The 24,496-nt window shown below is 72.4% G+C and carries 21 protein-coding genes; 9 read left to right on the top strand and 12 right to left on the bottom strand.

Translation table 11 applies throughout. The features are described from left to right. Positions 1 to 12: 12 nt before the first annotated feature. Together NBW76_RS11465 and dut are read right to left on the bottom strand one after the other, a co-directional pair. Entirely contained in the window at positions 13 to 675 is a 663-nt protein-coding gene (locus tag NBW76_RS11465) for a DUF3710 domain-containing protein (RefSeq protein ID WP_056554482.1), read from the bottom strand. Beyond that, complete coding sequence (gene dut, locus NBW76_RS11470; protein WP_055967875.1) at positions 672 to 1,130, bottom strand: dUTP diphosphatase; 459 nt, start codon at positions 1,128 to 1,130, stop codon at positions 672 to 674. The genes NBW76_RS11465 and dut overlap by 4 nt, the downstream gene beginning before the upstream one ends. A 51-nt stretch (positions 1,131 to 1,181) precedes the next feature. Here dut and NBW76_RS11475 point away from each other — a divergent pair, with 51 nt between their 5' ends. Continuing rightward, on the top strand, positions 1,182 to 1,715 hold the full coding sequence (locus tag NBW76_RS11475; RefSeq protein WP_162239217.1) for a DUF3093 domain-containing protein: 534 nt from the start codon (positions 1,182 to 1,184) through the stop codon (positions 1,713 to 1,715). A gap of 5 nt (positions 1,716 to 1,720) precedes the next feature. After that, entirely contained in the window at positions 1,721 to 2,188 is a 468-nt protein-coding gene (locus NBW76_RS11480) for a DUF4235 domain-containing protein (RefSeq protein WP_156364783.1), read from the top strand. An 18-nt stretch (positions 2,189 to 2,206) separates the two neighbouring features. On the opposite strand, the gene NBW76_RS11485 is transcribed toward NBW76_RS11480, so the two are convergent. The 3 genes from NBW76_RS11485 to NBW76_RS11495 all read right to left on the bottom strand — a co-directional run bounded on the left by NBW76_RS11485 (position 2,207) and on the right by NBW76_RS11495 (position 4,444). Further along, positions 2,207 to 2,506 (bottom strand): DUF4193 domain-containing protein, encoded by a 300-nt coding sequence (locus NBW76_RS11485; protein WP_055967866.1) that lies wholly within the window; start codon positions 2,504 to 2,506, stop codon positions 2,207 to 2,209. Positions 2,507 to 2,570: 64 nt separating this feature from the next. After that, positions 2,571 to 3,395 (bottom strand): inositol monophosphatase family protein, encoded by an 825-nt coding sequence (locus NBW76_RS11490; RefSeq protein ID WP_056554912.1) that lies wholly within the window; start codon positions 3,393 to 3,395, stop codon positions 2,571 to 2,573. Then, a complete protein-coding gene (locus tag NBW76_RS11495) occupies positions 3,392 to 4,444 on the bottom strand; it encodes a ferrochelatase (RefSeq protein ID WP_056554473.1) in 1,053 nt (350 codons plus the stop codon). The genes NBW76_RS11490 and NBW76_RS11495 overlap by 4 nt, the downstream gene beginning before the upstream one ends. 104 nt (positions 4,445 to 4,548) lie before the next feature. Here NBW76_RS11495 and NBW76_RS11500 point away from each other — a divergent pair, with 104 nt between their 5' ends. Beyond that, the gene (locus tag NBW76_RS11500; protein WP_056554470.1) at positions 4,549 to 5,832 is read left to right on the top strand and encodes an MFS transporter; all 1,284 of its coding nucleotides are present in this window, start codon (positions 4,549 to 4,551) and stop codon (positions 5,830 to 5,832) included. 13 nt (positions 5,833 to 5,845) lie between these two features. Beyond that, entirely contained in the window at positions 5,846 to 9,268 is a 3,423-nt protein-coding gene (locus NBW76_RS11505; protein ID WP_056554467.1) for a bifunctional proline dehydrogenase/L-glutamate gamma-semialdehyde dehydrogenase, read from the top strand. A gap of 18 nt (positions 9,269 to 9,286) precedes the next feature. On the opposite strand, the gene NBW76_RS11510 is transcribed toward NBW76_RS11505, so the two are convergent. Continuing rightward, a complete protein-coding gene (locus NBW76_RS11510) occupies positions 9,287 to 9,907 on the bottom strand; it encodes a trimeric intracellular cation channel family protein (protein WP_156364782.1) in 621 nt (206 codons plus the stop codon). Between the two features lie 132 nt (positions 9,908 to 10,039). Between NBW76_RS11510 and sepH the strand changes: the two genes are divergently transcribed. Then, entirely contained in the window at positions 10,040 to 11,038 is a 999-nt protein-coding gene (gene sepH, locus NBW76_RS11515) for a septation protein SepH (RefSeq protein WP_250246798.1), read from the top strand. 75 nt (positions 11,039 to 11,113) lie between these two features. Here the strand turns inward: sepH and NBW76_RS11520 are convergent, their stop codons facing one another. The 5 genes from NBW76_RS11520 to NBW76_RS11540 form a co-directional block, all read right to left on the bottom strand. Beyond that, the gene (locus NBW76_RS11520; RefSeq protein WP_156364781.1) at positions 11,114 to 12,685 is read right to left on the bottom strand and encodes a hypothetical protein; all 1,572 of its coding nucleotides are present in this window, start codon (positions 12,683 to 12,685) and stop codon (positions 11,114 to 11,116) included. 67 nt (positions 12,686 to 12,752) lie between these two features. Then, positions 12,753 to 13,406 carry a thymidine kinase gene (locus NBW76_RS11525; protein WP_056554458.1) on the bottom strand — a complete coding sequence of 218 codons (654 nt, stop codon included), beginning with the start codon at positions 13,404 to 13,406 and terminating at the stop codon, positions 12,753 to 12,755. A gap of 37 nt (positions 13,407 to 13,443) precedes the next feature. Continuing rightward, positions 13,444 to 14,553: an alkaline phosphatase family protein gene (locus NBW76_RS11530; protein WP_056554455.1), complete on the bottom strand. Its 1,110-nt coding sequence runs from the start codon at positions 14,551 to 14,553 to the stop codon at positions 13,444 to 13,446. Then, complete coding sequence (locus NBW76_RS11535; protein WP_055967845.1) at positions 14,550 to 15,122, bottom strand: DUF5998 family protein; 573 nt, start codon at positions 15,120 to 15,122, stop codon at positions 14,550 to 14,552. The genes NBW76_RS11530 and NBW76_RS11535 overlap by 4 nt, the downstream gene beginning before the upstream one ends. Further along, a complete protein-coding gene (locus NBW76_RS11540; protein WP_235492957.1) occupies positions 15,122 to 17,824 on the bottom strand; it encodes a bifunctional GNAT family N-acetyltransferase/acetate--CoA ligase family protein in 2,703 nt (900 codons plus the stop codon). The genes NBW76_RS11535 and NBW76_RS11540 overlap by 1 nt, the downstream gene beginning before the upstream one ends. 152 nt (positions 17,825 to 17,976) lie before the next feature. Here NBW76_RS11540 and NBW76_RS11545 point away from each other — a divergent pair, with 152 nt between their 5' ends. From NBW76_RS11545 to NBW76_RS11560, 4 genes are read left to right on the top strand one after another with little or no spacing between them, the layout of a single operon-like run. Then, the gene (locus tag NBW76_RS11545; protein ID WP_055967843.1) at positions 17,977 to 20,442 is read left to right on the top strand and encodes a DNA topoisomerase (ATP-hydrolyzing) subunit A; all 2,466 of its coding nucleotides are present in this window, start codon (positions 17,977 to 17,979) and stop codon (positions 20,440 to 20,442) included. 4 nt (positions 20,443 to 20,446) lie between these two features. Next, complete coding sequence (locus NBW76_RS11550; protein WP_055967840.1) at positions 20,447 to 21,190, top strand: LppX_LprAFG lipoprotein; 744 nt, start codon at positions 20,447 to 20,449, stop codon at positions 21,188 to 21,190. A gap of 3 nt (positions 21,191 to 21,193) precedes the next feature. Further along, positions 21,194 to 23,032 (top strand): MFS transporter, encoded by a 1,839-nt coding sequence (locus tag NBW76_RS11555; protein WP_369814992.1) that lies wholly within the window; start codon positions 21,194 to 21,196, stop codon positions 23,030 to 23,032. Then, positions 23,029 to 23,523 (top strand): carbonic anhydrase, encoded by a 495-nt coding sequence (locus tag NBW76_RS11560; RefSeq protein ID WP_055967828.1) that lies wholly within the window; start codon positions 23,029 to 23,031, stop codon positions 23,521 to 23,523. Before NBW76_RS11555 ends, NBW76_RS11560 begins: the two co-directional genes overlap by 4 nt. Before the next feature lie 7 nt (positions 23,524 to 23,530). Here NBW76_RS11560 and NBW76_RS11565 read toward each other — a convergent pair whose 3' ends face one another. Continuing rightward, positions 23,531 to 24,478, bottom strand: coding sequence for a DUF1707 domain-containing protein (locus NBW76_RS11565; protein WP_056554451.1), 948 nt, complete (start codon positions 24,476 to 24,478; stop codon positions 23,531 to 23,533). Between the last annotated feature and the right edge of the window lie 18 nt (positions 24,479 to 24,496).

Below are 24,496 nucleotides of genomic sequence, written 5' to 3' on the forward strand. Positions count from 1 at the left end.
AGGCCGCGAACCTCAGGCCTGGGTGCCGTGGCCGGGTGGCTCCTCGGCCACCGCACCCTCGGGCACCTCGATGAGCAGGGCCTCACGCACCAGGCGCGGCTCGTCACCTCGGACGACGACGACCTCACGGAACGCACGCTCGAGCAGTCCGTCCTCGTCGGGCTCGAGCGCAGCCGACCCGAGGAAGGTCGCACGAAGCATCCAGCGCGGCCCCTCGACCGCGAGGATCCGTGACGGCTGGAAGCCGTCCTGGCCGTCGGGGAGCTTCACGGGGACCTGGACGCGAAGCTCGGGACCGAACGGTCCGTCGACCTGCTCGGCCGTGCCCTCGAGCCGCTCGACCTCCGCGAGCAGCTCGCCACGGACCTCGTCCCACAGCCCACCGCTGCGCGGCGCGGCGAAGACCCGCAGCTCGAGCCCCGACTCCTCCGTGACCAGCACGACGGACCCGGTGCTTCCGCCGTCGTCCTGGGGCACCTGGAGCTGGAAGCCGATGCGTCCGCGGATGCGCAGCGGTCCGAGGTCGATGTAGCCCGTGCCGTCCCCGGTGAAGTCTCGCGAGTCCCAGGGGCCGGACGGCTCCTCGGTGGGCGTCGTGGACACGACGTCGGGCTCCGTGCCCGTCTCGTCGGTCTGCACTGCCTGGTCGTCACGCTCTCGGCGTCGACGGATCATGCGTCCTCCCCCATGGATCGGTGGCCCCCGGTGGAGCCGTAGCCCCCGGCGCCTCGGCTGGTGTCCTCGAGTGACTCGACCTCGCGGAAGGTCACGTGCTCGACCCGCTGCACCACGAGCTGCGCGATGCGGTCGCCGCGGGCGATCCGGACGGTCTCGTGCAGGTCGTGGTTGACCAGCAGGACCTTGATCTCGCCCCGGTAGCCGGCATCGATGGTGCCGGGCGTGTTCACCACGGAGAGTCCGTGGCGCAGGGCCAGCCCGGACCGTGGGTGGACGAAGGCCGCGAAGCCGTCGGGCAGGGCCAGGGCGATGCCCGTGGGCACGAGCACGCGCTCGCCCGGCGCGAGGGTCGCATCCTCGGCGGCGTGCAGGTCGGCACCCGCGTCACCCGGGTGCGCATAGGTCGGGGCCGGGAGCCGCGGGTCGAGGCGACGCACCGCGATCTCGAGCATGCTCGCGACCCTACTCGGGCCGACCACGCCCGGATGCGGCAGGCTGGGAGCGTGCAAACCCGTCGTGAGCGACTCCTCGCTCCCCCCGCGTGGTGGATCGCCGTCGCGGCCTTCGCGATCGCGTGGGGCTGGGTGGCGTTCGTCGTCGCAGGACCGCCGACCGCGGTCGCCGTGGCCGTGGCGGTGGCCGTCGTGGCGGGTGCCCTGCTGTGGTCGTACGGGTCGACGGTGCTCGAGGCCGGACCCGACGGCCTCCGTGTGGGGCGCGCCCACCTGACGCACGAGCACGTGGGCGCGGTCACGGCGCTCGACGCGGCCGGTGCACGGACCCTGCTCGGTCCCGGCGCCGACGCCCGCGCCTGGCTGCACGTCCGGCCGTACATCGCCACCGCCGTGCAGGTGGAGGTCCGCGATCCGGCCGACCCCGCGCCCTACTGGGTGGTCTCGACCCGCGATCCGTCCGCGATCGCCCAGACCCTCGGCCGTCCTGCCGGGCCGATCCGACCCGAGGCCGGCACCCAGGGCACCCACCAGCCCAGCACCGACCAAGCCAGCACCGACCAACCCCGCACCGACCCGAGGTGACGACCATGCCCCGCAAGCGCCGACGCCGCACGTCCGCTCCCACGCTCGAGTCGGCCACGCCCGCGAGGCGACCGTCGCGCTCGAGCCGCAGCACGTGGAAGCTGCTCGACCGCGGCTCCACCGTCGCGGCGGGTCTGCTGGCACGTCAGGTCTCGACGCTGGCCTGGCGGGCCGCGACCGGCAAGAAGCCCCCGACCGCGGGGCGACACCCCGAGGTCGAGACCCGCGAGGCCGTCGCCTGGGCCGTCATCGGAGGTGCACTCGTCGAGGTCGTGAGGCTGCTCGTGCGCCGCGGCGCGGCCGGGTACTGGGTCCGCTCGACGGGCGACCTGCCTCCGGGCATGAAGCCCCTGAAGGGCGCCACCAAGGGTGGCGTCGCCGGAGCAGCGCAGGCGGCGGCACGGACGGCTGGAGGAACGGCGAAGCCGGCCTCCTCACGGAAGCCGGCTCCTGGTCGTCGGCGCTCGCGCTGAGCGAGCTCGGACGGTGCGTCAGTAGGCGCAGTCCCGGCAGATGAGCCGGTCGCCCTTCTCCTCGGCGAGCTGGGAACGGTGGTGCACCAGGAAGCACGACGAGCACGTGAACTCGTCGGACTTGCGCGGGACCACCTGGACGGCCAGCTCCTCGTGGGAGAGGTCGGCACCCGGCAGCTCGAACGACTCGGCCGCTTCGACCTCGTCCTCGTCCACCTTGCCCGAGTTCTTCTCGTGGCGACGCGCCTTGAGCTCCTCGATGCTGTCCTCGGACTGCTCTTCGTCAGTCTTGCGAGGCGCGTCGTAGTCGGTAGCCATGTACCCCTCCGTCGTGTGCGTTCAACCGACGGGATTGTTCCACACCGCTGCAAGCGGCCGTCGGTCAGAACCCACAAGTCCGGACGAGGTCGAAGTATTCCCCTGCAAGCGCAGGATGCGCCGCCATCACGAGGCGCAGATCCGGCGGGCCGTCGAGGCCCTCGACGAGCACACCGGCCTCGCGAGCCACCAGTCCTCCCGCAGCGAGGTCCCACGGGTGCAGCCCCTGCTCGACGTAGGCGTCCAGACGGCCCTCGGCGAGCGCGCACAGGTCGAGCGCCGCCGAGCCGATCCGCCGGATGTCCCTGACGTGCGGCAGCAGGCGGGCCGCGGCCGCCGCCTGGTGCTCGCGGACCTCGCGCACGTAGTTGAAGCCCGTCCCGACGAGGGCCTGGGAGAGCGGCGGCGGTCCCGGTGCACGCAGCGGCACCCGACGTTCGCCGTCCCAGCGCCAGGCGCCGCCCTCGAGCACGGCACCCCACCGCTCCCCCGACGCGATGTTCACCACGAAGCCCGCGACGACCCGCTCGCCGGTCGCGTCGGTGACCCGCGCGGCGATGGACACCGCGTACGCGGGAATCCCGTATACGAAGTTCACGGTGCCGTCGATCGGGTCGACCACCCAGTCGACCCCGCTCGTGCCGACCACGTCGGCACCTTCCTCGCCGACGAACCCGTCGTCGGGCCGTGCGTCGAGGATGCGGTGGCGGATCAGGTCCTCGCTGGCCCGGTCGACCTCGGTGACCACGTCGATGGGGCTCGACTTGGTCGCCGCGACCGCCACGCGGCCCTCCGGCCGCTCTCGGCGCACCAGGGCCGCCGCCTCCAGCCCGACGTCGTGCGCCAGCGTCAGGAGCAGCTCACGGGCGGGCGGGACGGACGGGCTCACGGGTGCGCGGGACGGTCGCCGCGCAGGTTCGCGCAGCAGCCCGGCACGCACACGACCGGGTTGGCAGCACACCGGCCGAGCGTGGCCGGCGTGGGCGACTCGCCGCGGTCGACGGCGGCCCGCTCCTGCAGCAGGTCGGTGATCATCGCGACGAAGCCGGGGTGCGTCCCCGGCGTGGGCACGCGGACGAACCTCATGCCGAGCTTCTCGGCGGTCTCCGCCGCCTCGGTGTCGAGGTCGTACACGACCTCCATGTGGTCGGACACGAAGCCGATCGGGACGACCACGACGGACGTGACGCCGTCGGCGGCCAGCTGCTCGAGGTGGTCGTTGACGTCGGGCTCCAGCCACGGGGTCCGCGGCGAGCCGGACCGGGAGCAGTACACGAGGTCCCACGGCACGTCACGGTGCTGCGGCGCGAGACCCTCCATGACCAGCCGACCCGCCTCGAGGTGCTGGGACCGGTACGCGCCCACGCCCGGCCCGCCGCTCGCGTCGTTCATGGCGTCAGGGATCGAGTGGGTCACGAACACCACCCGCGTGCCGTCGGGAGCCTCGTCCAGGGCGGCGCCCGTGTGCTCCACGAAGGGGCCGATGAATCCCGGGTGGTTGAACGGCAGCCGGAGCCGGCTGAGCTCGATGTCGAGGCCCTCGGTCGCGTCGGCGAGGTTCTCGCGGTACTGGCGGCAGCCCGAGTACGACGAGTACGCGCTCGTCAGGAAGTAGGCGGCGTGGCGGACCCCGTCGGCGACCATCGCCTCGAGCGCCTCGCGCAGGTACGGGGTCCAGTTGCGGTTGCCCCAGTAGACCGGCAGGTCGACGTCGCGATCGGCCAGCTCGCCCTCGAGCGCCGCGATCACGTCGCGGTTCAGGTCGTTGATCGGGCTGCGACCACCGAACAGGAAGTAGTGCTCGCCCACCTCCTCCAGGCGCTCGCGCGGGATGCCCTTGCCGGCGGTCACGTTCTCCAGGAACGGGACGACGTCGTCGGGCTTCTCCGGCCCGCCGAAGGAGACGTAGAGCAGGGCGTCGAAGGGGCGTACATCCATGAGGTCATCGTCCCATGCAGGCCCCCGGCCCGCCGGGGGTAGCCTGCCTGCGCCGAGAATGACGGGGCGTCGGCACCCGCCGGCGGCGACGAGGAGGTGACACGGTGCGGTCGACCTACGGGCACGTCCTCGCACTGCCCGGCGCGGCTCTGTTCAGCCTGACCGGACTGGTGTCGCGCCTCCCGCTCTCGATGGCCTCGCTCGGACTCGTCCTGCTCGTCCGCGAGCACGGGGGCAGCTACGGCGCCGCCGGGCTGGTCGCCGCCGCCTACGTGGCAGCCGCCGCCGTCGTCGCGCCGATGCACGGACGGCTCAGCGACCGGTGGGGTCAGCGGCGCGTCCTGGTGCTCGCGGGTGCCGGCTACGCCGCCGGCATGATCGCCGTGGTCCTCGCCGTGACCCGCGAGGCGGACGCACCCTGGCCGCACCTGGCCGCCGCGGTGGGCGGGATCTTCACGCCGCAGACCGGGTCGCTCGTCCGCGCACGGTGGACCCACCTGCTGCGCGACGACCGTCCGCGGCTCACGACCGCGTTCGCGATCGAGGCCGTCATCGACGAGGTCGTCTTCATCGTCGGCCCGGTGCTCGTGACCTTCCTGACCCTGCAGGTCGCCGACGTCGCGGGCCTCGCGACAGCCACGGCAGCCGCGGTCGTGGGCAGCTGGTTCCTCGCCGCCCAGACGTCCACCGAGCCTCCGACGGGTCGGCACGGGGACGGACCCCGCCCGCCGCTCGGCTGGGCCGTCCTGGGCCCCGTGCTGGTGGCCGCGGTGGGGATCGGCGTGCTCTTCGGCTCGACCGAGGTGCTGGTCGTCGCGTTCACCGAGGCCGAGGGGTCGGCGGGCGCGGCCGGGGTGGTGCTGGCCATCTGGGCGGCCGGGAGCCTCCTGGCCGGCGTGGCGGTCGGACTGCTGCCCTCGCCCTCCGACTCGGTGGCGCGGCTGCGCTGGACCGTCCTGGTCCTCGGCCTGCTGTTCGCGCCGCTGCTCCTGGCGCCGAGCATCGCCTGGCTCGCCGTCGGCATGTTCGTGACCGGCTTCATGATCTCCCCGACCATGATCGCCGCCACCAGCGTGGTCGAGGAGTACGTGCCGCCGACGCGGCTCACGGAGGCCCTCACGTGGACGAGCACCGGCCTGGCCATCGGTGTCGCCCCGGGTGCCGCGGTCGCCGGCGCCGTCGTGGACCGGTTCGGCGCCTCGGCGGGCTTCGCCGTCCCCCTCGTGGCCGGTGTCCTCGCCGCGGTCGTGGCCTGGTCCTTCCGGCCGCCGCCGCGACCGGACCGCTCCACCGGCCCGCAGGCATCCGCCGCCCCGAGCCCGGCACCCCCGCCGGACTCTTCCGCCGCCCCTAGCCCGGCACCCCCGCCAGGGCCCTCGGCGCACTAGGCTGTCGACCGAGATGAGCCCTACCGCCGAGACGCCGCCCGACGCCCCCCTCGAGGAGCGCGCGGTCGCGCTCGTCCGGCACTGGGTGACCGCCCAGCAGGGACGTGGCCGACGGACCGACCCGGCCGCCCGCCGCCTCGCGACGCTGCTCAAGGACCCGGCCGGACTCGACTTCACGATCGGCTTCGTCGACCGCGTCGTCCGCCCCGAGGACTCCGACGTCGCGGCCCGCAACCTGCGGGACCTGACCCGCTCTCTTCCGGCCTTCCTGCCCTGGACCCAGCGGGTCCTGCTGCGCACCGGCGCCTTCTTCTCGCTGCTCTTCCCGGCACTGGTCGTCGCCACCGCTCGACGCACGCTGCGCCGCATGGTGGGGCACCTCATCGCCGACGCACGGCCCGAGAAGCTCGGCGGCACGATCGCGACCCTGCGCAAGAACGGCGACCGGCTCAACCTCAACCTGCTCGGCGAGGCCGTGCTCGGCGAGGGCGAGGCCGTGCGCCGACGCGACCGCACCCTCGAGCTCCTGCGGCGCGAGGACGTCGACTACGTCTCCGTGAAGGTCTCCGCCGTCGCCAGCCAGCTGTCCATGTGGGCGTTCGACGAGACCGTGGAGCGCGTGGTCGAGCGCCTCGCCCCGCTGTACGAGATCGCCGCGGAACGCGGCTCGTTCATCAATCTCGACATGGAGGAGTACCGCGACCTCGACCTCACGATCGCGGTCTTCACACGCGTCCTGGAGGAGCACCCCGACCTCGAGGCCGGCATCGTCCTGCAGGCCTACCTCCCCGACGCCCTCGCGGCGATGCAGCGCATCCAGGCGTGGGCCCGCGCCCGCCGGGAGGCCGGCGGCGCGTCCGTGAAGGTGCGCCTCGTCAAGGGCGCCAACCTCGCCATGGAGCGGGTCGACGCCACCGTCCACGGCTGGCCCCTCGCGACGTGGTCCTCCAAGCAGGAGACCGACACGCACTACAAGCGCGTCCTGCGGTGGGCCCTCACCCCCGAGCGGATCGACGCCGTGCGGATCGGCGTGGCCGGGCAGAACCTCTTCGACGTCGCCTACGCCTGGCTGCTCGCCGGCGAGCGGTCCGTGCGCGACGGCGTCGACTTCGAGATGCTGCTGGGCATGGACTCCGGTCCCGTCGCGTCGGTGCGCGCCGACGTCGGCGCACTCCTGCTCTACACGCCCGTGGTGCACCCCGACGAGTTCGACGTCGCCATCTCCTACCTGGTCCGCCGGCTCGAGGAGAACGCCAGCTCGGAGAACTTCATGTCGGCCGCGTTCGACCTGGCCGACGACCCCTCGGCCTTCGATCGCGAGGCAGGGCGCTTCCTCGCCTCCGTGAAGGCGCTCGACGAGACCGTGCCCCCTCCGCACCGGGTCCAGGACCGTCGCACCGACGCCACCGACCACCACGTGCACGCGCACACCGACGGCTTCTCCAACACCCCCGACACGGACCCGTCCACGGCCGGGAACCGGGTGTGGGGCCGTCAGGCGCTGTCCCGGTCGACGTACACCCAGCTCGGGATCTCCACGATCGAGTCGAGCCGCGTCCACGGCCCGGCGTCCCTCGAGACCCTCGTGCGGGGCGCTCGGACCGCCGCGACCGCCTGGTCCGCCCGTGGGGCCGAGGTCCGCGCCTGGATCCTCCACCAGGCCGCCGGGGCGCTCGAGACCCGACGGGGCGACCTGGTCGCCGTCATGGCCGCCGAGACCGGCAAGACGATCGCCGAGGCCGACGTCGAGGTCAGCGAGGCCATCGACTTCGCGCACTACTACGCCGAGGCGGCGCGTCGCCTCGAGGTCGTCGACGGCGCCTCGTTCCACCCGGTCGGCCTGACGGTCGTCACCCCGCCGTGGAACTTCCCCGTCGCGATCCCGTGCGGCTCGGTGCTGTCGGCCCTCGCCGCCGGCAGCGCGGTGGTGATCAAGCCCGCTCCGCAGAGCCCCCGGTGCGCAGCCGTCATGGTGGAGGCGCTGTGGCAGGGCGGCGTGCCGCGCGAGGTGCTGCGCTACGTGAGCATGGACGAGGGCGAGCTGAGCAAGTCCCTCGTGTCCCACCCCGCGGTCGACCGGTTGATCCTCACCGGCTCCTGGGAGACGGCGGCCCTGTTCCGCTCGTGGCGGCCCGACCTGCCGCTCCTCGCCGAGACGAGTGGCAAGAACGCCCTCCTCGTCACCCCCAGCGCCGACCTCGACCTGGCCGTCGGCGACCTCGTGAAGAGCGCCTTCGGGCACGCCGGGCAGAAGTGCTCGGCGGCGAGCCTCGGCATCCTGGTCGGCTCCGTCGCCACCTCCGAGCGCTTCCGTCGCCAGCTCGTCGACGCCGTGACCTCGCTCAAGGTCGGGTGGCCCGACGATCCCGACGTCTCGGTCGGCCCGGTCGTCGAGGCGCCCTCGGGCAAGCTGCTCGACGCGCTGACGGTCCTCGACGACGGTGAGGAGTGGATCGTCCAGCCGCGTCGTCTCGACCCCACCGGTCGACTCTGGTCCCCCGGGGTGAAGGTGGGCGTGGCCCCCGGCAGCACCTACCACCGCACCGAGTACTTCGGCCCCGTCCTCGGACTCATGCACGCCGCCGACCTCGACGAGGCGATCGCCTGGCAGAACGCCACCGACTTCGGGCTCACGGCCGGCATCCACTCGCTCGACCCCGACGAGGTCAACCGCTGGATCGACACCGTGGAGGCGGGCAACCTCTACGTGAACCGCGGGATCACCGGCGCGATCGTGCAGCGCCAGCCGTTCGGCGGCTGGAAGCGGTCGAGCGTCGGCGCCTCCAGCAAGGCCGGCGGACCCAACTACCTGACCCACCTGGGCACCTGGACGCGCCGACCGCTGCGCCACGTCCCCGACGACGTCGAGCTCTCGGCCCCGGTGGCCTCCGCGCTCGCGTCGGTGACGCCGCACCTGCTCCAGTCCGACGCCGCGCAGCTCGCCGCGGCCGCCCGCTCCGACGAGCTGGCCTGGCAGCGCGAGTTCGGCCGCGAGAAGGACGTCAGCGGGCTCGGCGTCGAGCGGAACGTCTTCCGCTACCGACCGACCTCGGTCCACGTGCGCGGTGACGGCGACCTGCTCACGACCGCTCGGGTCGTCCTCGCCGGGCTCCGCGCCGGCGCCTCGGTCACGGTGTCCACGCCGGTGGCCCTGCCCGACGACCTCGCACCCGGGCACGTCGTCGAGGACGACGCCGACTGGCTGGACCGCATGTCGCGGGACCGTCCCGGACGGGTGCGCCTGCTGGGCCCGCTCGCGCGTGAGCTCGCCGCCGCCGTCGAGGGCGATCCGGACGTCGCCGTCCACGCTGGCGAGGTCACCTGGTCCGGACGGGTCGAGCTCCTGCCGTTCCTGCGCGAGCAGTCGGTCACCATCACCACGCACCGCTTCGGCAACCACGACCCGGCGTTCGACCGCGTGCTGCCCCGCCACTGATCCGGGCGAGCTCCGACGTCAGCCGCGAGCGAGGCCCGGTGGCAGCGGCGCTCGCCACCCACGCCAGAGGGCGAGCAGCCGCCACACGACGCACAGGGCCCCGGCCGACACGTACGCCCACCACCCGAGGTCGGCGCGATGGGCCAGCACGGCCACCAGCGCGCCGGTGAACGCCGGGGTGGCGTAGAGCTCCTCGCGGAAGATCACGGGCACCCGTCCGGCGAGCACGTCGCGCAGGATGCCCCCTCCGATGGCCGTGACCATCCCCAGGAGCGCGGCGGGCAGCACCCCGAGACCGGCCTCGGCCGCCTTGACGCCGCCCGCGACGCAGAACAGCGCCGCACCCACCGCGTCGAGGACGGCGATCTGCGACTCGCGGCGCCCGAACACCGGGTGGAAGGCGAACACCACGACGGAGGCCACGGCGGGCACGACGAGGTAGCGCCAGTCCAGGAGGGCCGCCGGCGGGACGTCGCCGATGAGGACGTCGCGGAGCACGCCGCCGCCGAGCCCGGTGACCAGTCCGAGGACCGACGCGCCGAACACGTCGAGCTCCTTGCGCACCGCCACGATGGCGCCGGTGCAGGCGAACACGGCGATGCCCACCAGGTCGAGCGTCACGATCCACACGTCAGGCACGGATCGACCCTAGGACACGCCGCGGCAGGTCGGCTGCCCAGTCGTCGACCCAGTCCTCTGGGCACGCGTGTCGCCACGGTTTGGCCGGGGACGGAGCCTAGGATGACGAAGCAACCAGTGGGAGGACGCTCGATGCGCGAACTCGGCCCCGATCGGCTCAGCGACGACGGACGTTTCCTCGTCCTGCGCGAAGCCGGCCGTCCCGAGCTGTTCCGCGTCCCGATCGATCGACGGCTCGCCGCACTCGTCGACGCCTCCCCCCGTGCCCGCGGCCGCGCACACGGCCAGATGGAGATCACGATGGAAAGCACGCTCAGCCCCCGCGACATCCAGGCCAGGATCCGGCGCGGGGAGAGTCCCGACCAGGTCGCCGAGTCGGCCGGTGTGCCGACCGAGCAGATCGAGGGGTTCGCCACCCCGGTGCTCGCCGAGCGTGCCTACGTGGCCGAGCAGGCGCGCTCCACCACCATCCGCCGTCGGCACGCCACCGGCCCGGGCGTCCTGCTCGGGTCCGCGGTCGACGAGAGCGTGGCGGGCGACGGCGGCGTCCCCGAGGACGTCAGCTGGGACGCCTGGCGCCGCGAGGACGGTCGCTGGACCGTCCAGGTGCTCGCGCCCAGCGCGCTCGAGCCGGCCACCTTCTGCTACGACGCCAAGAGCCGGTACGTCGTCCCCGACGACGAGACCGCTCGCCGGCTCGTGGGCGACGTCGCTCCGCCGGAGGCCTCCGACATGGCCATCGCCGACGCCCTGCGCCCCGACGAGGACCGTCCTGCAACGCCCGCCGCGGACGAGACCCGCTCCGCCGAGCCCGTCGCGCCGAACGACGACGCACCTCGCCACGAGGTCGACGCCGAGCTCCACGCACCGGTGCACTCCCTCAAGGAGGCCCGCGACCGTCGCGCGATGGAGCAGCTGTCCCTCACCGAGGACATCGCCCCCCAGGAGCAGGACATGTCCGACCACGCCGACCAGGAGCCCGCCGAGGCGCACCACCAGGTCGACGAGGACCTGGACGAGGAGGAGGGCCACGTGGCCGTTCCCGACACCGTCGCCCCGCGCAAGAAGCGCCCCGAGCGTCGGCGGGTGCCCAGCTGGGACGAGATCATGTTCGGCGGGCGCAACGACTGAGCACCACCGACCACCCAGGACGAACGGACGAGGGCCCCGACCGCCGAGCGGTCGGGGCCCTCCTCCGTCCAGGGCTCAGCGGGTGGAGCACTCCGAGGGCGTGTCGATCGTGGCGCTCGCGCTCGAGCGCCACGGCATGAGGACCTCGGACACGATCTGGCCCACCGAGCTGCCCGAGCGATACGTGTTCTTGTAGACGGTCAACCGACGCCACGGCTCCTTGGCGAGAATCCGCTCCGCGGTAGCGGCGTCCTTGCCGGCCGAGAAGAGCGCGACGCGGTCGGCCGGGCCCTGCGCCTGGTTCGTGCACCAGTGCGCCTGCAGGGTGCCCTGCGTCGGGTACGTGTTGATGGACCGAAGCTTCTCGGTCACCCCGCGCGCGTTCGTGAACGAGTAGTGGGGCGAGTCGTAGGTCCGCACCAGCATCGGCTCGGGCACGTCGACGAACCGGTTGTTCCTGATCGTCGGGTTCTCCGCCCCCTGGCTGATGACCGCGGTGGCCGGCAGGTTGTTGCTGACGTTGCGCCGGGTGGTGATGCCGTCGATCAGGTTGCCCTCGAGCACCGGCGAACGCCAGTTCAGCATCTTCACCGCGTCGAACCGGGAGTCGACGATCCGGTTGTTCTTGAGCACGACCGCGGTGTGGTACCGCAGGCTCCAGTCCTCCTGCTTGCGCGGCGTCGTCACCCGGGCCACGGCCGACATGACGTGCGTGCCGACGGCCCGGTTCTGGTACAGGAAGTCGTTGTCCTCGATCGTGAGGCGGTTGTTGCCGTACCGGTCCATGGCGCCCCACGTGTAGTTCACGCCCTTGGTCCGGCTGTCCGGCGTGTCCACGTTGATGGCCTCGGCGTTGGGGTTGGCCTTGGTGGCCGCCTTGCCGTCACCGCGAATGTCGTTGACGAAGTCGTTGCCCTTCACGACGGTGTCCTGAGAGGCGCTGACCTCGAGGAAGTGGCCGAGGTGGTTGTTGCGGAAGCGGATCCCCTCGACCCGCACGTTGCTGGCGTGGCCGATCACGACGCCGTAGACCTTGTCGAAGGCCGGGTGGACCGTCCCCATCATGTTGATCGTGGCGCTGCCGTCGCCCGGGCCGCGGAAGGTGATGTTGCGCTCGCCGTCGTAGCCCTTCACCGCGTTCGAGCGCAGGGCTCGGGTCGGCGAGATCGTCTGGAACATCGAGCTCGAGGCCCGGACGCCGGAGATGCCCGTGGTCATCAGCTTGTTGATCGTGGTGCCCGACGACAGCACGACCGTGGTGTCCGACGGCACGAAGATCGCGTTCGACAGCTTGAAGGTGCCCGGCGCGAAGGTGATCGTGCGGTTCTTGCGGTTGCCGCTGAAGCTGTTCGCCTTCTCGATGAGGCTCAGGCACGCGTTGAGCCGATAGCTGTCGGAGGTGTAGACGTTGTACTTCGTGAAGCGGGTGACGTCGTAGCCGTCGGCGTTCAGCATCTTGTTGGGCAGCCGGGCCGTGCGCGTCTTGAAGGCGGCCTGCGTCTCGAAGGTCGTGCAGGTCGAGGCGAGCCACTGCTCGACCTTGGCCTTCGTCATCGAGACGCGGGCGGAGGCCGACGTGGGAACGAGGAGTGCGGCGACCACACCGCCGACGAGGATCAGCGTGAGAGCCCGAGAAACAGTACGCATTGGTCGATGGTCCCAGACATTTCTGCCATGTGCGCGCGATAGTGAGGACCAAAGTCCTTTATTTATCTCAGGGGAAAGGCAGGACGTCCGGAGAAAGTGCGGCAGCCTTCGCCGATTCCGCGGTCATGCGGCGCCGATGGTGTCGCCGGCACAGGACCTCGTACCCCACCGAGGGACGGGGCCGCTGGGGGTCGTCGACGTCCCCGACCACGATCACCTCACCCTCGGTGACCATCTCCCCGTCCTCGGTGCGCGCGTTGTGCGTCGCCCGTTCACCGCACCAGCAGAGTGCCTCGACCTGGAGCGGCAGCATGCGGTCGGCCAGCTCCACGAGTCGGGCCGATCCGTCGAACATGCGCGTGCGGAAGTCCGTCAGGATGCCGAAGCAGAAGACGTCGATGTCGAGCTCGTCGGCGATCTTGGCCAGCTGCTCGACCTGGTCGCGCGTGTAGAACTGCGCCTCGTCGCACACGAGGTAGTCGATGCGCCCGCCCTGGGTCAGCTCGGTCACGACGTGCTCCCAGAAGTGCAGGGAGTCGTCGACCTCCGTCGCCGGGACCGCCAGCCCGAGCCGGCTCGAGAGCGTCGCCTGACCGGCGCGGTCGTGCGACGTGAACACCCGCCCCACCCGTCCGCGGGCCCGGTGGTTGTGGTCGAGCTGCAGGGCGAGCGTGCTCTTCCCGCAGTCCATCGTCCCGGAGTAGAAGGTCAGCTCGGCCACGGGACCATCCTGCCAGCGGCGGTGCCCGTCGTCGTGCTCAGGTCGCGAGGAGGACGGGGACGCGAAGCTCGGCCTCGCTGACCGATCCGTGGAAGCCCTTCATGCGCATCTCGAGCGGGAAGTCGTCGGTGCTGAAGACGGCGAAGTCGCCGAGGGCGGCGACCACCACGTCGCCGATGCGGCCCGCGACCGCCGGGTCGAGGGGACCGAACCAGTCGTCGAGCTCGTCGCGGGTGCGCACGTCGGCACGCTCCCCGCAGAAGTCCCGCCACCGGGCCGCGACGGCCTCTCGGTCGTGGCGGGCGGTGTACAGGTGCCGGAAGCGTGCCTCGCCGGCCAGCAGGTCCACGCCCTCCAGCAGCTCGGGCGTCGTGCTGACGTCGAAACGCCCCTCGTCGGGGAGGTCGACCATCCCGTGGTCCGCGGTCACGAGGAGCACCGTGTCGGGCGGGAGGAGGTCGCGCAGCTGGGCGGTCTCACGGTCGACGGTCGCCAGGACGTCGCGCCACTCCTGCGACGTGCAGCCGTGCGCGTGACCGGCGTGGTCGAGCCGGGACTCGTAGGCGTAGACCACCGAGCTCGCGGCGTCCTCGACCACCTCGGCCACCACGTCGAGCCGCTCCCAGATGGAGCCGACGCCGTGGAAGGGTGCGCCCCGCTGGCTGCACAGCGTCAGGCCCGTGCCCTCGAAGCGTGCCTCGTTGACGCTCCCGGCGTTGACGCCCGCCTCGTGGAGCCGCTGCAGGACGGTGGGGTGACGCTGCCACTGCAGCGCGTCGACGTCCTGGTCCCACGCGAGGGCGTTGAGGCGTCGCCCGGTCTCCGGCACCCGCGAGGTGTATCCGACGACCCCGTGCACCCCGGCGCGAAGTCCCGTGCCGAGCGACGTGAGGCTCGTGACGGTCGTGGACGGGACCCCGCACACCACGTCGGGGACGGACGGCAGTGACGACAGGAAGGGTGCGAGGTGGGCGTGCTGGCGCAGGAGCTCCTCCCCCATGCCGTCGACCAGCAGCACGACGTAGCGCGCAGCGGCGGGGAGCCCGAGGGTGTCGACCAGACCGGCGCGTCCGCCGCCGGCGACCGCTCCGGCCGACGTGAGGACCTCGTGCAGACCGTGCCGACCCCGCGGGCCGGGCGCGGTCACGCCGTTCCGGTCGTGGCGGCGGACAGCTGACGGGCGAACACCAGGAGGCGCTCGACGGCCACGCCGCCGTCGGCCGCGGCGCTCAGGCGCAACGAGAAGTCGTCGCCGGTCAGGTTGCCGGTGTACCCGTGGTCGGCCTCGCAGTCCGGGTCGCTGCACTGGGCGGGCTCGAGGTCCAGGTGCGACACGGCACCCCACCCGATGGTGACCACGGCCTCCTCGAGGGTGCCGGAGGTGGCCACCATCCGGGTCACGACCACCGACCTGATCCGGTGGATCGACACGGCCTCGCTCGTCGTGGAGGTGTAGGGCCGCGGCAGGAGGTCGTCGGGCGGGTGCTCGTCGGTGTGCACGAGCACGACCCGCGACGGCGTCATCACGAGCACCGTCATGTGGCGACGGATCTCGTCGCGCTCGAACGTCGGTTCGTGGTGGACCACGTGCGCGAGGACGTCCTCGCCCGCCAGGGCGTCACGCAGGCCTGCCGTCACGATCTCGGGGTAGTAGCCGCTGCGCTCGATCTCCTGGAACACGTCGGCGGCGGGCCCGACGGGGCGCTCACGTCTCATCACGCCAGCGTATCCCTGACCGGACTGCTCAGACGCCGCACGTACCGCTCCTCGCGACGGTCCGTGGCCGGCACCACCTTGGCGCGGGCGCTCAACGCCGTCAGTCCGGTCTCGTGCACCAGCACGGGCTCCAGGTCGAGCTCGGCGATCTCGGGCAGGTCGTCCTTCAGCGCCGCCAGCCGCAGGATGGTGTCCTGGATCGCCGGGGTGTCGACCGGGTCGGACCCGCGGTAGCCGTACAGCAGCGGCGCGGACCGCAGGTCGCGGATCATCGACTCCGCATCGGCGTCGGTCAGGGGCGGGATGCCGTAGGCGCGGTCACCCAGGAGCTCGCTCGAGGCGCCCGCGAGGCCGAAGGAGACCAGCGGTCCGAACAGGGCGTCCTCGGTGACCGTGAACGACAGCGGGATGCCGTCGGGGGCGGAACGCTGGACGAAGAAGCGGGTGTCGGCACGCATGCCCGGCCAGGACGTCAGCTGGTCCCACGCCTCGAACATGTCGGCACGGTCCTGGATCCCGCGCCAGATGTGCGCGAGGTCGGGGCGGGCGCGCAGGTGCTCGCTGCCGGCCTTGAGCACGACGTCCCAGCCCAGCTGCTCCGCGGCGGCGACGGCCTCCTCCGGGTCGTGGACGTTGATCCACGTCCACAGGTCGATCCCGTAGCAGGCCAGGAGCGCGTGCACCTGCTCCGTCGAGAGGATCGCGCCTCGCGGCGCGTGCGCCAGCACGTCGCGCACGAGGGCGCGGGCGTCGCCGGTGCGGAAGTCGTCGTGGGCGCGGAACTCGCCGTGGTCCCGAGCCGCCCACTCCGCGTAGGTGACCACACGGGCGAGGGCACGCACGGCCGACTCCGGTGCCGGGTACGACGGCACGGAGCCGCGGCCCGCGGAGCCACCCTGGACGTCGGGCACGCGGAGCAGCTCGGGGATGCCCTCGGTGCCGAGGAAGGTCGAGACGATCGGCTTGTCGGACTGCTCGCCGATCGAGGCCAGCACGTTCGCGACCTCCTCGCCGGAGGTGTTGAGCGGCGGGATGTAGACGACCATCAGGGCGTCGATGTCGTCGGACGCCAGAGCGTTCTCGATGGCGACCTCGAAGTCGTCGGCGCCGGCGTCGGCGCCCAGCGGCACCGAGTCCGCGACCTGCAGACCGGTGGCGGTCGCGGCGTCGGCCACGAGCAGGCCCATGGCGTCGGAGTTGCCCACGACGCAGATCCGGTTGCCGCGCGGCAGCGGCTGGTGGGCCACGAGCTGCGCGACGTCGAACATCTCCTCGAGCGTGTCGACCTGGACCACGCCGGCCTGCCGGAACATCGCGTCGACCGCAGCCTGCGGCGCCGTGCTGCGCTTGACCGCGTGGCCCACGGGCACGCCCTGGGTGGAGCGGCCCGACTTCACCGCGACGATGGGCTTGGACTCCGAGACCCGGCGAGCGATGCGCGAGAACTTGCGCGGGTTGCCGATGGACTCGAGGTAGAGGAGGACGACCTCGGTGTCGTCGTCCTCCTGCCAGTACTGGAGGAGGTCGTTGCCGGACACGTCGGCACGGTTGCCCGCCGAGACGAACGTCGAGAGGCCGAGGCCACGTCGGGACACCGACTCCAGGATCGCCGTGCCGAGGGCACCGGACTGGCAGAAGAACCCGACGCGCCCCTGGGGCGGCATGGCCGTGGAGAGGGAGGCGTTCAGCTGGACCCCGGGGGCGGTGTTGATGACACCGAGGCAGTTGGGACCGACGAGGCGCAGGCCGTACGTGCGAGAGAGGTCGAGCAGCGTCCGCTGGCGCTGTCGGCCCTCGGCACCCTCCTCGGCGAACCCGGCCGAGATGACCACCAGCCCGTGCACGCCCTTCGCCGCGCAGTCGCGGACGACGTCGTTCACCGAGTCGGCCGGCACGGCCACGATGGCCAGGTCGACCTCGTGCGGGATGTCCTTGACGCTCTTGAAGGCGGGCAGCCCCGAGACCGCCTCGGCCTGGCTGTTCACGGCGTAGACGCTGCCCTGGTAGTCGCCGAGGACGAGGTTGCGCACCACCGTCTGGCCGATCGACCGCTGGCGCCGGCTGGCTCCCACGACGGCGATGCTGCGCGCCGCGAAGATCCGCTCGATGGACGCCGCCTCGGCGCGCTGCTCGCGCGAGCGCATGACGCCCACGGCCGAGTCGGTGGGATCGATCCGGAACGACAGCTGCTGGACGCCGTCCTCGACCACGCCCTCGACGGAGTAGCCCATCTCGCGGAACACCTGGAGCATGCGGTGGTTGCTCGGCAGCACGTCCGCGGTGAACTTGGTGAGGCCTCGTTCGCGGCCCGCCTGGGCGAGGTGCTCGAGCAGGAGCTGGCCCACGCCCCGACCCTGGTGGGCGTCCTCCACGAGGAAGGCCACCTCGGCCACGTCGTCGCTGACCGCGTCGTAGCGCCCGACGCCGATGATCGTGTCGTGCAGCGTCAGCACGAAGGCGACCCGGCGATCGAGGTCGACGTGCGTGAAGCGTGCGACGTCGCGCTCGGACAGCGTGGGGTACGGGGCGAAGAACCGGTAGTACTTGGACTCGTCGGAGACGCGTGAGTAGAACGCGACGAAGGCCTCGGTGTCCTCGGGGGTGATGGGCCGGACCTGGGCGACGCGGCCGTCCTTCAGCAGGACGTCCGCCTCCCACATCCGGGCACGGTCGGCCGGCGTCGTCGAGGCGTCCTGCGTCACGCGCCCAAACCTACCCCGTACGGGCGCCCGTCCCGGGCGCGGAGGAGCCCGGGCGTCCCTCGGGCGGCGTGGCGGCTGGGGCGCACGGCCCCGGACCGGGAGAATCGAGAGGTCGCCCATCGGGTGGCACGTCGTCAGCCAGGAGAGGATGCATGGCCCGCAGCAGCACCCCGAACCCCCCCGAGGAGTTCGACGAGCACATCATCGACACCGACATCACGGACGAGATGAGTGCGAGCTACATCGAGTACGCGTACTCGGTGATCTACTCCCGCGCCATCCCCGACGCCCGCGACGGGCTCAAGCCCGTCCAGCGGCGCACCCTCTTCACGATGGACGACATGGGGCTGCGCAACGACCGCGGCCACGTCAAGAGCGCCCGTGTCGTCGGCGAGGTCATGGGTCGGCTGCACCCGCACGGCGACAGCGCCATCTACGACGCGCTCGTCCGGCTCGTCCAGCCGTGGTCCATGCGACTCCCGCTGGTGGACGGCCACGGCAACTTCGGCTCGCCCGACGACCCGCCCGCGGCCATGCGCTACACCGAGTGCCGCATGGACGAGGCCGCCGAGGCCATGACGGCCTCCATCGACGAGGACACCGTCGACTTCAAGCCCAACTACGACGGTCGTGAGCTGGAGCCGAGCGTGCTGCCGGCCTCGCTGCCGAACCTCCTGGTCAACGGCGCGTCCGGCATCGCCGTCGGCATGGCCACGAACATCGCCCCGCACAACCTCGTGGAGGTCGTGCAGGCGCTGCGCCACCTGATCGAGCACCCGCGGGCCGACCTCGACGACCTCATGCGCTTCATCCCCGGCCCCGACCTGCCGACCGGCGGCAAGATCGTCGGGCTCGACGGCGTCCGCGACGCGTACGCCACGGGCAACGGCTCCTTCCGGATGCGCGCCACCACGCGGGTCGAGAACGTGACCCCTCGCCGCAAGGGCATCGTGGTCACCGAGCTGCCCTACAACGTCGGCACCGAGAAGGTCGTCGAGGCCATCAAGAAGCTGGTCCAGGCCAAGAAGCTCCAGGGCATCTCCGACATCAAGAACCTGACCGACCGGCACAAGGGCCTGCAGCTGGTGATCGAGGTCAAGAACGGCATCGTGCCCGAGGTGCTCCTCGAGCAGCTCTACAAGCACACGCCGATGGAGTCGTCGTTCTCGATCAACGCGGTCGCCCTCGTCGACGGCCAGCCCCGCACGCTTGGCCTCAAGGAGATGCTCGAGGTCTTCCTGGCGCACCGGTTCCAGGTGGTCCGTCGGCGCAGCGAGTTCCGGCGCGCCAAGGCCGCCGCCCGGCTGCACCTCGTCGAGGGGCTGCTGGTCGCGATCCTCGACATCGACGAGGTCATCCAGCTGATCCGCAGCAGCGACAACCGCGGCGAGGCACGCAGCCGCCTCATGGGGGTCTTCGACCTCAGCGAGGCCCAGGCCGACTTCATCCTCGACCGCACGCTGGGCAGCCTCACCCGGTTCTCCAGGATCGAGCTCGAGAAGGAGGCCGACGAGCTGCGCGCCGCGATCGAGCGGCTCGAGGAGATCCTCGGCGACGACGGCGTGCTGCGTGCGGTCGTCTCCGACGAGCTCGACGCAGCGGCCCAGCGCTTCGGGACGCCCCGACGCACGGTGCTGCTGGAGTCCGCCGGTCAGACCGTCACGGCCGCGGCGCAGCTCGAGGTCGCCGACGACCCGTGCTGGGTGCTGCTGTCGGCCACGGGGCTGCTGGCCCGCACGAGCGACGACTCCCCGCTCGGCGACGTCGGTCGACGCTCCAAGCACGACGTGGTCGTCTCGGCCGTGGCGGCCACGGCGCGAGGCCAGGTGGGCCTGGTCACCGCCGACGGCACCGTGCACCGGCTCGACGTCCTCGACATCCCGACCTTGCCGGCCACCGCGCAGGCCCCGCACCTGCAGGGCGGTCTGCCGCTGCGTGAGCTGCTCGCGACGTCGGCACCTGCGCTGTGCCTCATGTCGCTCGAGGCCGAGGGCCCCGGGCTTGCACTGGCCACCCGCGCCGGTGTGGTCAAGCGGGTCAAGCCCGAGGTGCTGTCGCGTGACTCCTGGGAGGTCATCGGCCTCGCCGACGGCGACACCCTGGTGGGCGCCGCGCCGCTGGCCACCGGCGACGAGCAGCTCGTCCTCGTCACCTCCGACGCCCAGCTGCTGCGCTTCGAGGCCGGCCTGGTCCGTCCGCAGGGTCGCGGCGGCGGCGGTGTGGCGGGCGTCAAGCTGGCGGCAGGTCAGCGGGTGGTCGGCTTCGGCGTGGTGCGCGACGTCGAGTCCGCCCACGTGCTCACGATCTCCGGCTCGGGCGACGCGCTGCCGGGCACGCAGACCGGGGCCGCGAAGGTCAGCCCGCTCTCGGCCTACCCGGCCAAGGGCCGGGCCACCGGCGGCGTGCGCTGCCACCGGCTGCTCAAGGGCGAGGACGGCCTGATCCTCGGCTGGGTCGGCGACGGAACCCCCGTGGCGTGCGCCACCAGCGGGTCCCCCGTCGACCTGCCCGAGATCGACCCGAGGCGCGACGGCTCCGGGGTCGCGGTCGCCCAGCCCGTGCTCGCCGCCGCCTCGCCCGCAGGTCTGCTCCCCGGACTCCCGACCGTGCGAGACTGAGCGCGTGCGTCCCACCTCTCGTCCCGCCCGCTCCCGCGTCCTCCTCGTCGTCGCCACCGCCCTCGCCGGCGCGCTGCTCGTCGGCTGCACCGGAGGCGGTGACGACGCCGATCCCGGCACCGACACCTCGGCCCTGCAGAAGCGGCTCGACACGGCCAAGAAGACGATCGACGAGGCCGAGACGGTCGAGGTCTCGCTCGCGACGTCCTCGGTGCCCGACGGCGTCTCGGGCCTGCTCTCGGCCAAGGGCAAGGGCAACCACTCCCCCGCCTTCACCGGCGACGTGAAGGTCTCCACCGGCGGAGCGACCCTGTCGGCCGAGGTGGTCGCCGTGGACGGGACGGTCTACGCCAAGACCGACATCACCCCGGTGTACCTCACGATCGACCCGGCGTCCCTGAAGGCCCCGGACCCCGCAGGGCTCATCGACGCCGACACGGGTCTCACCCAGATCCTGGTGCAGACCGACGACCTCGAGGAGGGCAAGAAGTCGCGCGACGGCCAGGACGTCCTGACCTCCGTCACGGGCACCCTGCCCGGGTCCGTCGTGTCGCAGATCATCCCCTCGGCCACCAAGGGTGCACGCTTCGACGTCACGTACCGGCTCACCGACGACGACGTGCTGCGCGACGCCACGATGTCCGGCCCGTTCTACGGCGGCAGCACGGACGTCACGTACACGGTGCGTCTGGCCACCTCCGACGAGCCGATCGAGATCGAGGCACCGGCCCGCACCGGCGGCAGCTGACCCGTGCGGGACTCCGGCAGCTCGGCCGACGAGGTCGACGACGCCCGATCCGAGTCGTCGTCGGGCCCCGTGCTGGCGTCACGGACGCTGCTCGGGCTCGCCGCGGTGGCGATCGCCTTCGCGGCCGCCGACACGTACGTGGTCGTGCTGGCCCTGCCCGAGATGATGTCGGCCAGCGGGCTCGACGTCGACGAGCTGCAGCGTGCCGCCCCGATCATCTCGGGCTTCCTCCTGGGCTACGTGGGCGTGCTGCCGCTCATCGGGAGGATCTCCGACCTCCGCGGCCGCGTCCCGGTGCTCCTCGGCTCGCTCGTCGTCTTCGCGGTGGGCTCCCTCGTGACCGCCGCCGCCTACGACCTGAGCACGATCGTCGCCGGGCGACTGCTCCAGGGCGTCGGCGGCGGCGGACTCATCCCTCCCACGCTGGCGCTCGTCGCCGACCTGTGGCCGCCCCGCCGACGCGGGCTCCCCCTCGGGGTCGTGGGCGCCGTGCAGGAGCTCGGGAGCGTGCTGGGGCCGCTGTACGGAGCGGTCGTGCTGGCCTTCGGCTCGTGGCGGGACATCTTCTGGCTCAACGCTGCCGTCGGGTTGGTCCTGGCCGCCGTCATGCTGCGACTGCGTGGCGCCGCCCCCGCCGCCCCGCCGCGCGGTCACGCCGCCGCGTCACCCGACCGCCCGCCCGGTCGGCCCGACCTGCCCGGCTTCGGCCTGCTGGCACTCGCGCTGACGGGCCTCTCGCTGGTCATGCTGCAGCCCGAACGCTTCGTCACCGGCGTCACCGCCGGGCTGGCGTTCCTTCCGGTCACCGGCGACTCCCGCTGGCTGACCCCGCTCGCGCTCGGCACCTACGTCGTCGCCGCCCTGTTCGTGGTGCGCCAGGCCACCGCCCGCCGGCCGCTCGTGCAGTGGCGCAGCTGGGGCGAGATCGCGCGCAGCACCGACCTCGTCGGGGCCGCACTCCTCGCGATCGCCCTCGCCGCGGTGATCGTGACCTTCGCCTCGGCCGAGCCGGAGTCCGGCACGCTCTCGCCCCAGGCCCCGTGGCTCCTGCCCGTCGCCGCCCTGGCGACCGTCGGGTTCGTGTACCGGCAGCGCACGGCGACCGAGCCCCTGGTCCCGCGCGGCGCCCTGTCGGCCCGGCCGGCCTGGGGCGCCCTCGTCGTCTCCTTCGTCATCGGGGCAGCCCTGATCGCGGCTCTCGTCGACATCCCCTTCTTCGCCCGGCTCACCGTCCACCGGGACTCCCAGCTCGACGCGGCCCTCGTGCTCGTGCGCTTCCTGGTGGCACTCCCGGTGGGCGCGGTCCTCGGCGGCTGGCTCCTGCGCCGCGTACCGGCGTCGTGGCTGACCGCGGTGGCCATGCTGGTCAGTGCGGCCGCGTTCTGGCACATGGCCACGTGGGACGCGCAGTCGTTGGCCAGCGAGTGGGAGACGCTCTCGCTCGTGGCGGCCGGACTGGGCTTCGGGCTCGCGATCGCACCGGTCAACGCCGTGCTGCTCGAGCACACCGCCGACGCCGTCCACGGCGTCGCGAGCGCCCTGCTCATCGTGGCCCGCATGGTCGGCATGCTCATCGGCGTCTCGGCGCTGACGACCATCGGGCTGCGGGCGTTCTACTCGGCCTCGTCGCGGATCCCGGCGGCGGCGGACCTCTGCACCGGGGAGGTCCAGCTCTGCCAGGCGTACCGTGACGCGGTGCGCGACGCCGGCATCGCGCAGCTGCACGCCGTGTTCCTCGGGGCAGCCGTCTGCGCGGTCGTCGCGGCGGGCCTGTCGCTCTGGCTCCTACGTGAACCTGCTCATACCCGCACGCGCAGCAGCGGTACTACGCTGCCCCTGTGACGGACTTCGACGACCTTCTCGCAGCCAACCGAACCTTCGCCGACTCCTTCGCCCTCACCGGCTTCGACGGCATCGCCCGTGCCGGTGTGGCCATGGTGACGTGCATGGACTCGCGCATCGACCCGCTCGGCATGATCGGCCTCCAGCCCGGTGACGCGAAGATCCTGCGCAACCCCGGCGGCCGGGTGAACGACGACGAGCTCGTGGCCCTCGTGCTGGGCGTGCACCTGCTCCAGGTGAAGCGCGTCCTCGTGGTCGAGCACACCCGGTGCGCGATGGCCTCCTCCACGGAGGAGCAGATCCACGAGCGCGTCTCCAGCAGCACCGGCACCGACTCCACCTGGATGAGCATCGGCCCGATCGACGACCAGCAGCGCCAGCTCCGGGCCGACGTGCACCGCGTGACCTCGCACCCGCTCATCCCGGACTCGATCGACGTCGGCGGCTTCCTGTACGACGTCGACACCGGACTGCTGCAGCAGGTCGTCTGAGCCAGGCTCAGTCCTGGAGCAGCAGGCCGTCGGAGTCGTAGGTCCGGCTCTGCACCGCTGCGCCGTCCCCGACGGTGACCTCGAGCAGGGGGTCCTGCCCGATCTGCGGTCTGACCCTGATCATGATCGTGGGGTCGGCGTCGGTGTCGACCGCGAACCGGGCGTCGTCGACGGCGGTCTGCACGGCCGAGGCGTCGATGCGGGCGAGGTCGGCCACGGGACGCTCGGGGAGGTCCGCGCGGGTCATGCCCTCCACCCACACGCTCGACGAGTAGGTCCAGTCGGTCGAGGCCGTCGGCTCGTCGGTCGTGGCGGTGCCGGTGTCCTCGCCGACGCGGTACGCCGAGACGACGGTGGTCCCGGAGGCGGCGGCGAGGTCGTCCACACGCTCGTCCCACCACTGCTCGACCTGCTCGACCGCGACGACGTCACTGCTGTCGAAGTCGCTGCCACCGAAGAAGAGGCTCAGGACGAGCCCGCCGGCACCCAGCAGGCAGGGAGCCAGGAAGAAGAACGCCACCACGGCGACGATGCAGCCGATCGTCCGGCGGTTGGTGCCGGAGGTGCGCTCGCCCACCTGCGGGGTCCCACCGAACCCGGGCGGCGGCCACGCACGGCCCGGCGCCTCGCCGGGGCTCGTGGCAGGTGGCCCCGGGAACGGGCTGCTGCCCGCCGACGGGGCAGGCTGGTCGGCCGCGGGCGACGCCGGGAACGACGGCTGCGCCGCGTCGCTCGACGCGGTGGGCCGAGAGGGCGGCGGATCGGCCGGACGGTCGGTCAGGTCGCGGACCACCATGGCCAGGTCGCCTCGGGTCGAGGCCGCGTCGATCTGCTCCATCCGCAGCGACCGGTCCACGGCCGAGATGCGCCCGGCCGCGTAGGCGGCGTCGACGGCGCGTCGAGCGGTGCGCCGGTCCCCGCGTCCGGCTCCCCCGGGATCGCTGATGTCGCTCACGGCGGCATCGTAGCGACG

Origin of the sequence: Aeromicrobium sp. Leaf245 (genome assembly GCF_942548115.1) — a bacterium.
Lineage (GTDB): Bacteria > Actinomycetota > Actinomycetes > Propionibacteriales > Nocardioidaceae > Aeromicrobium.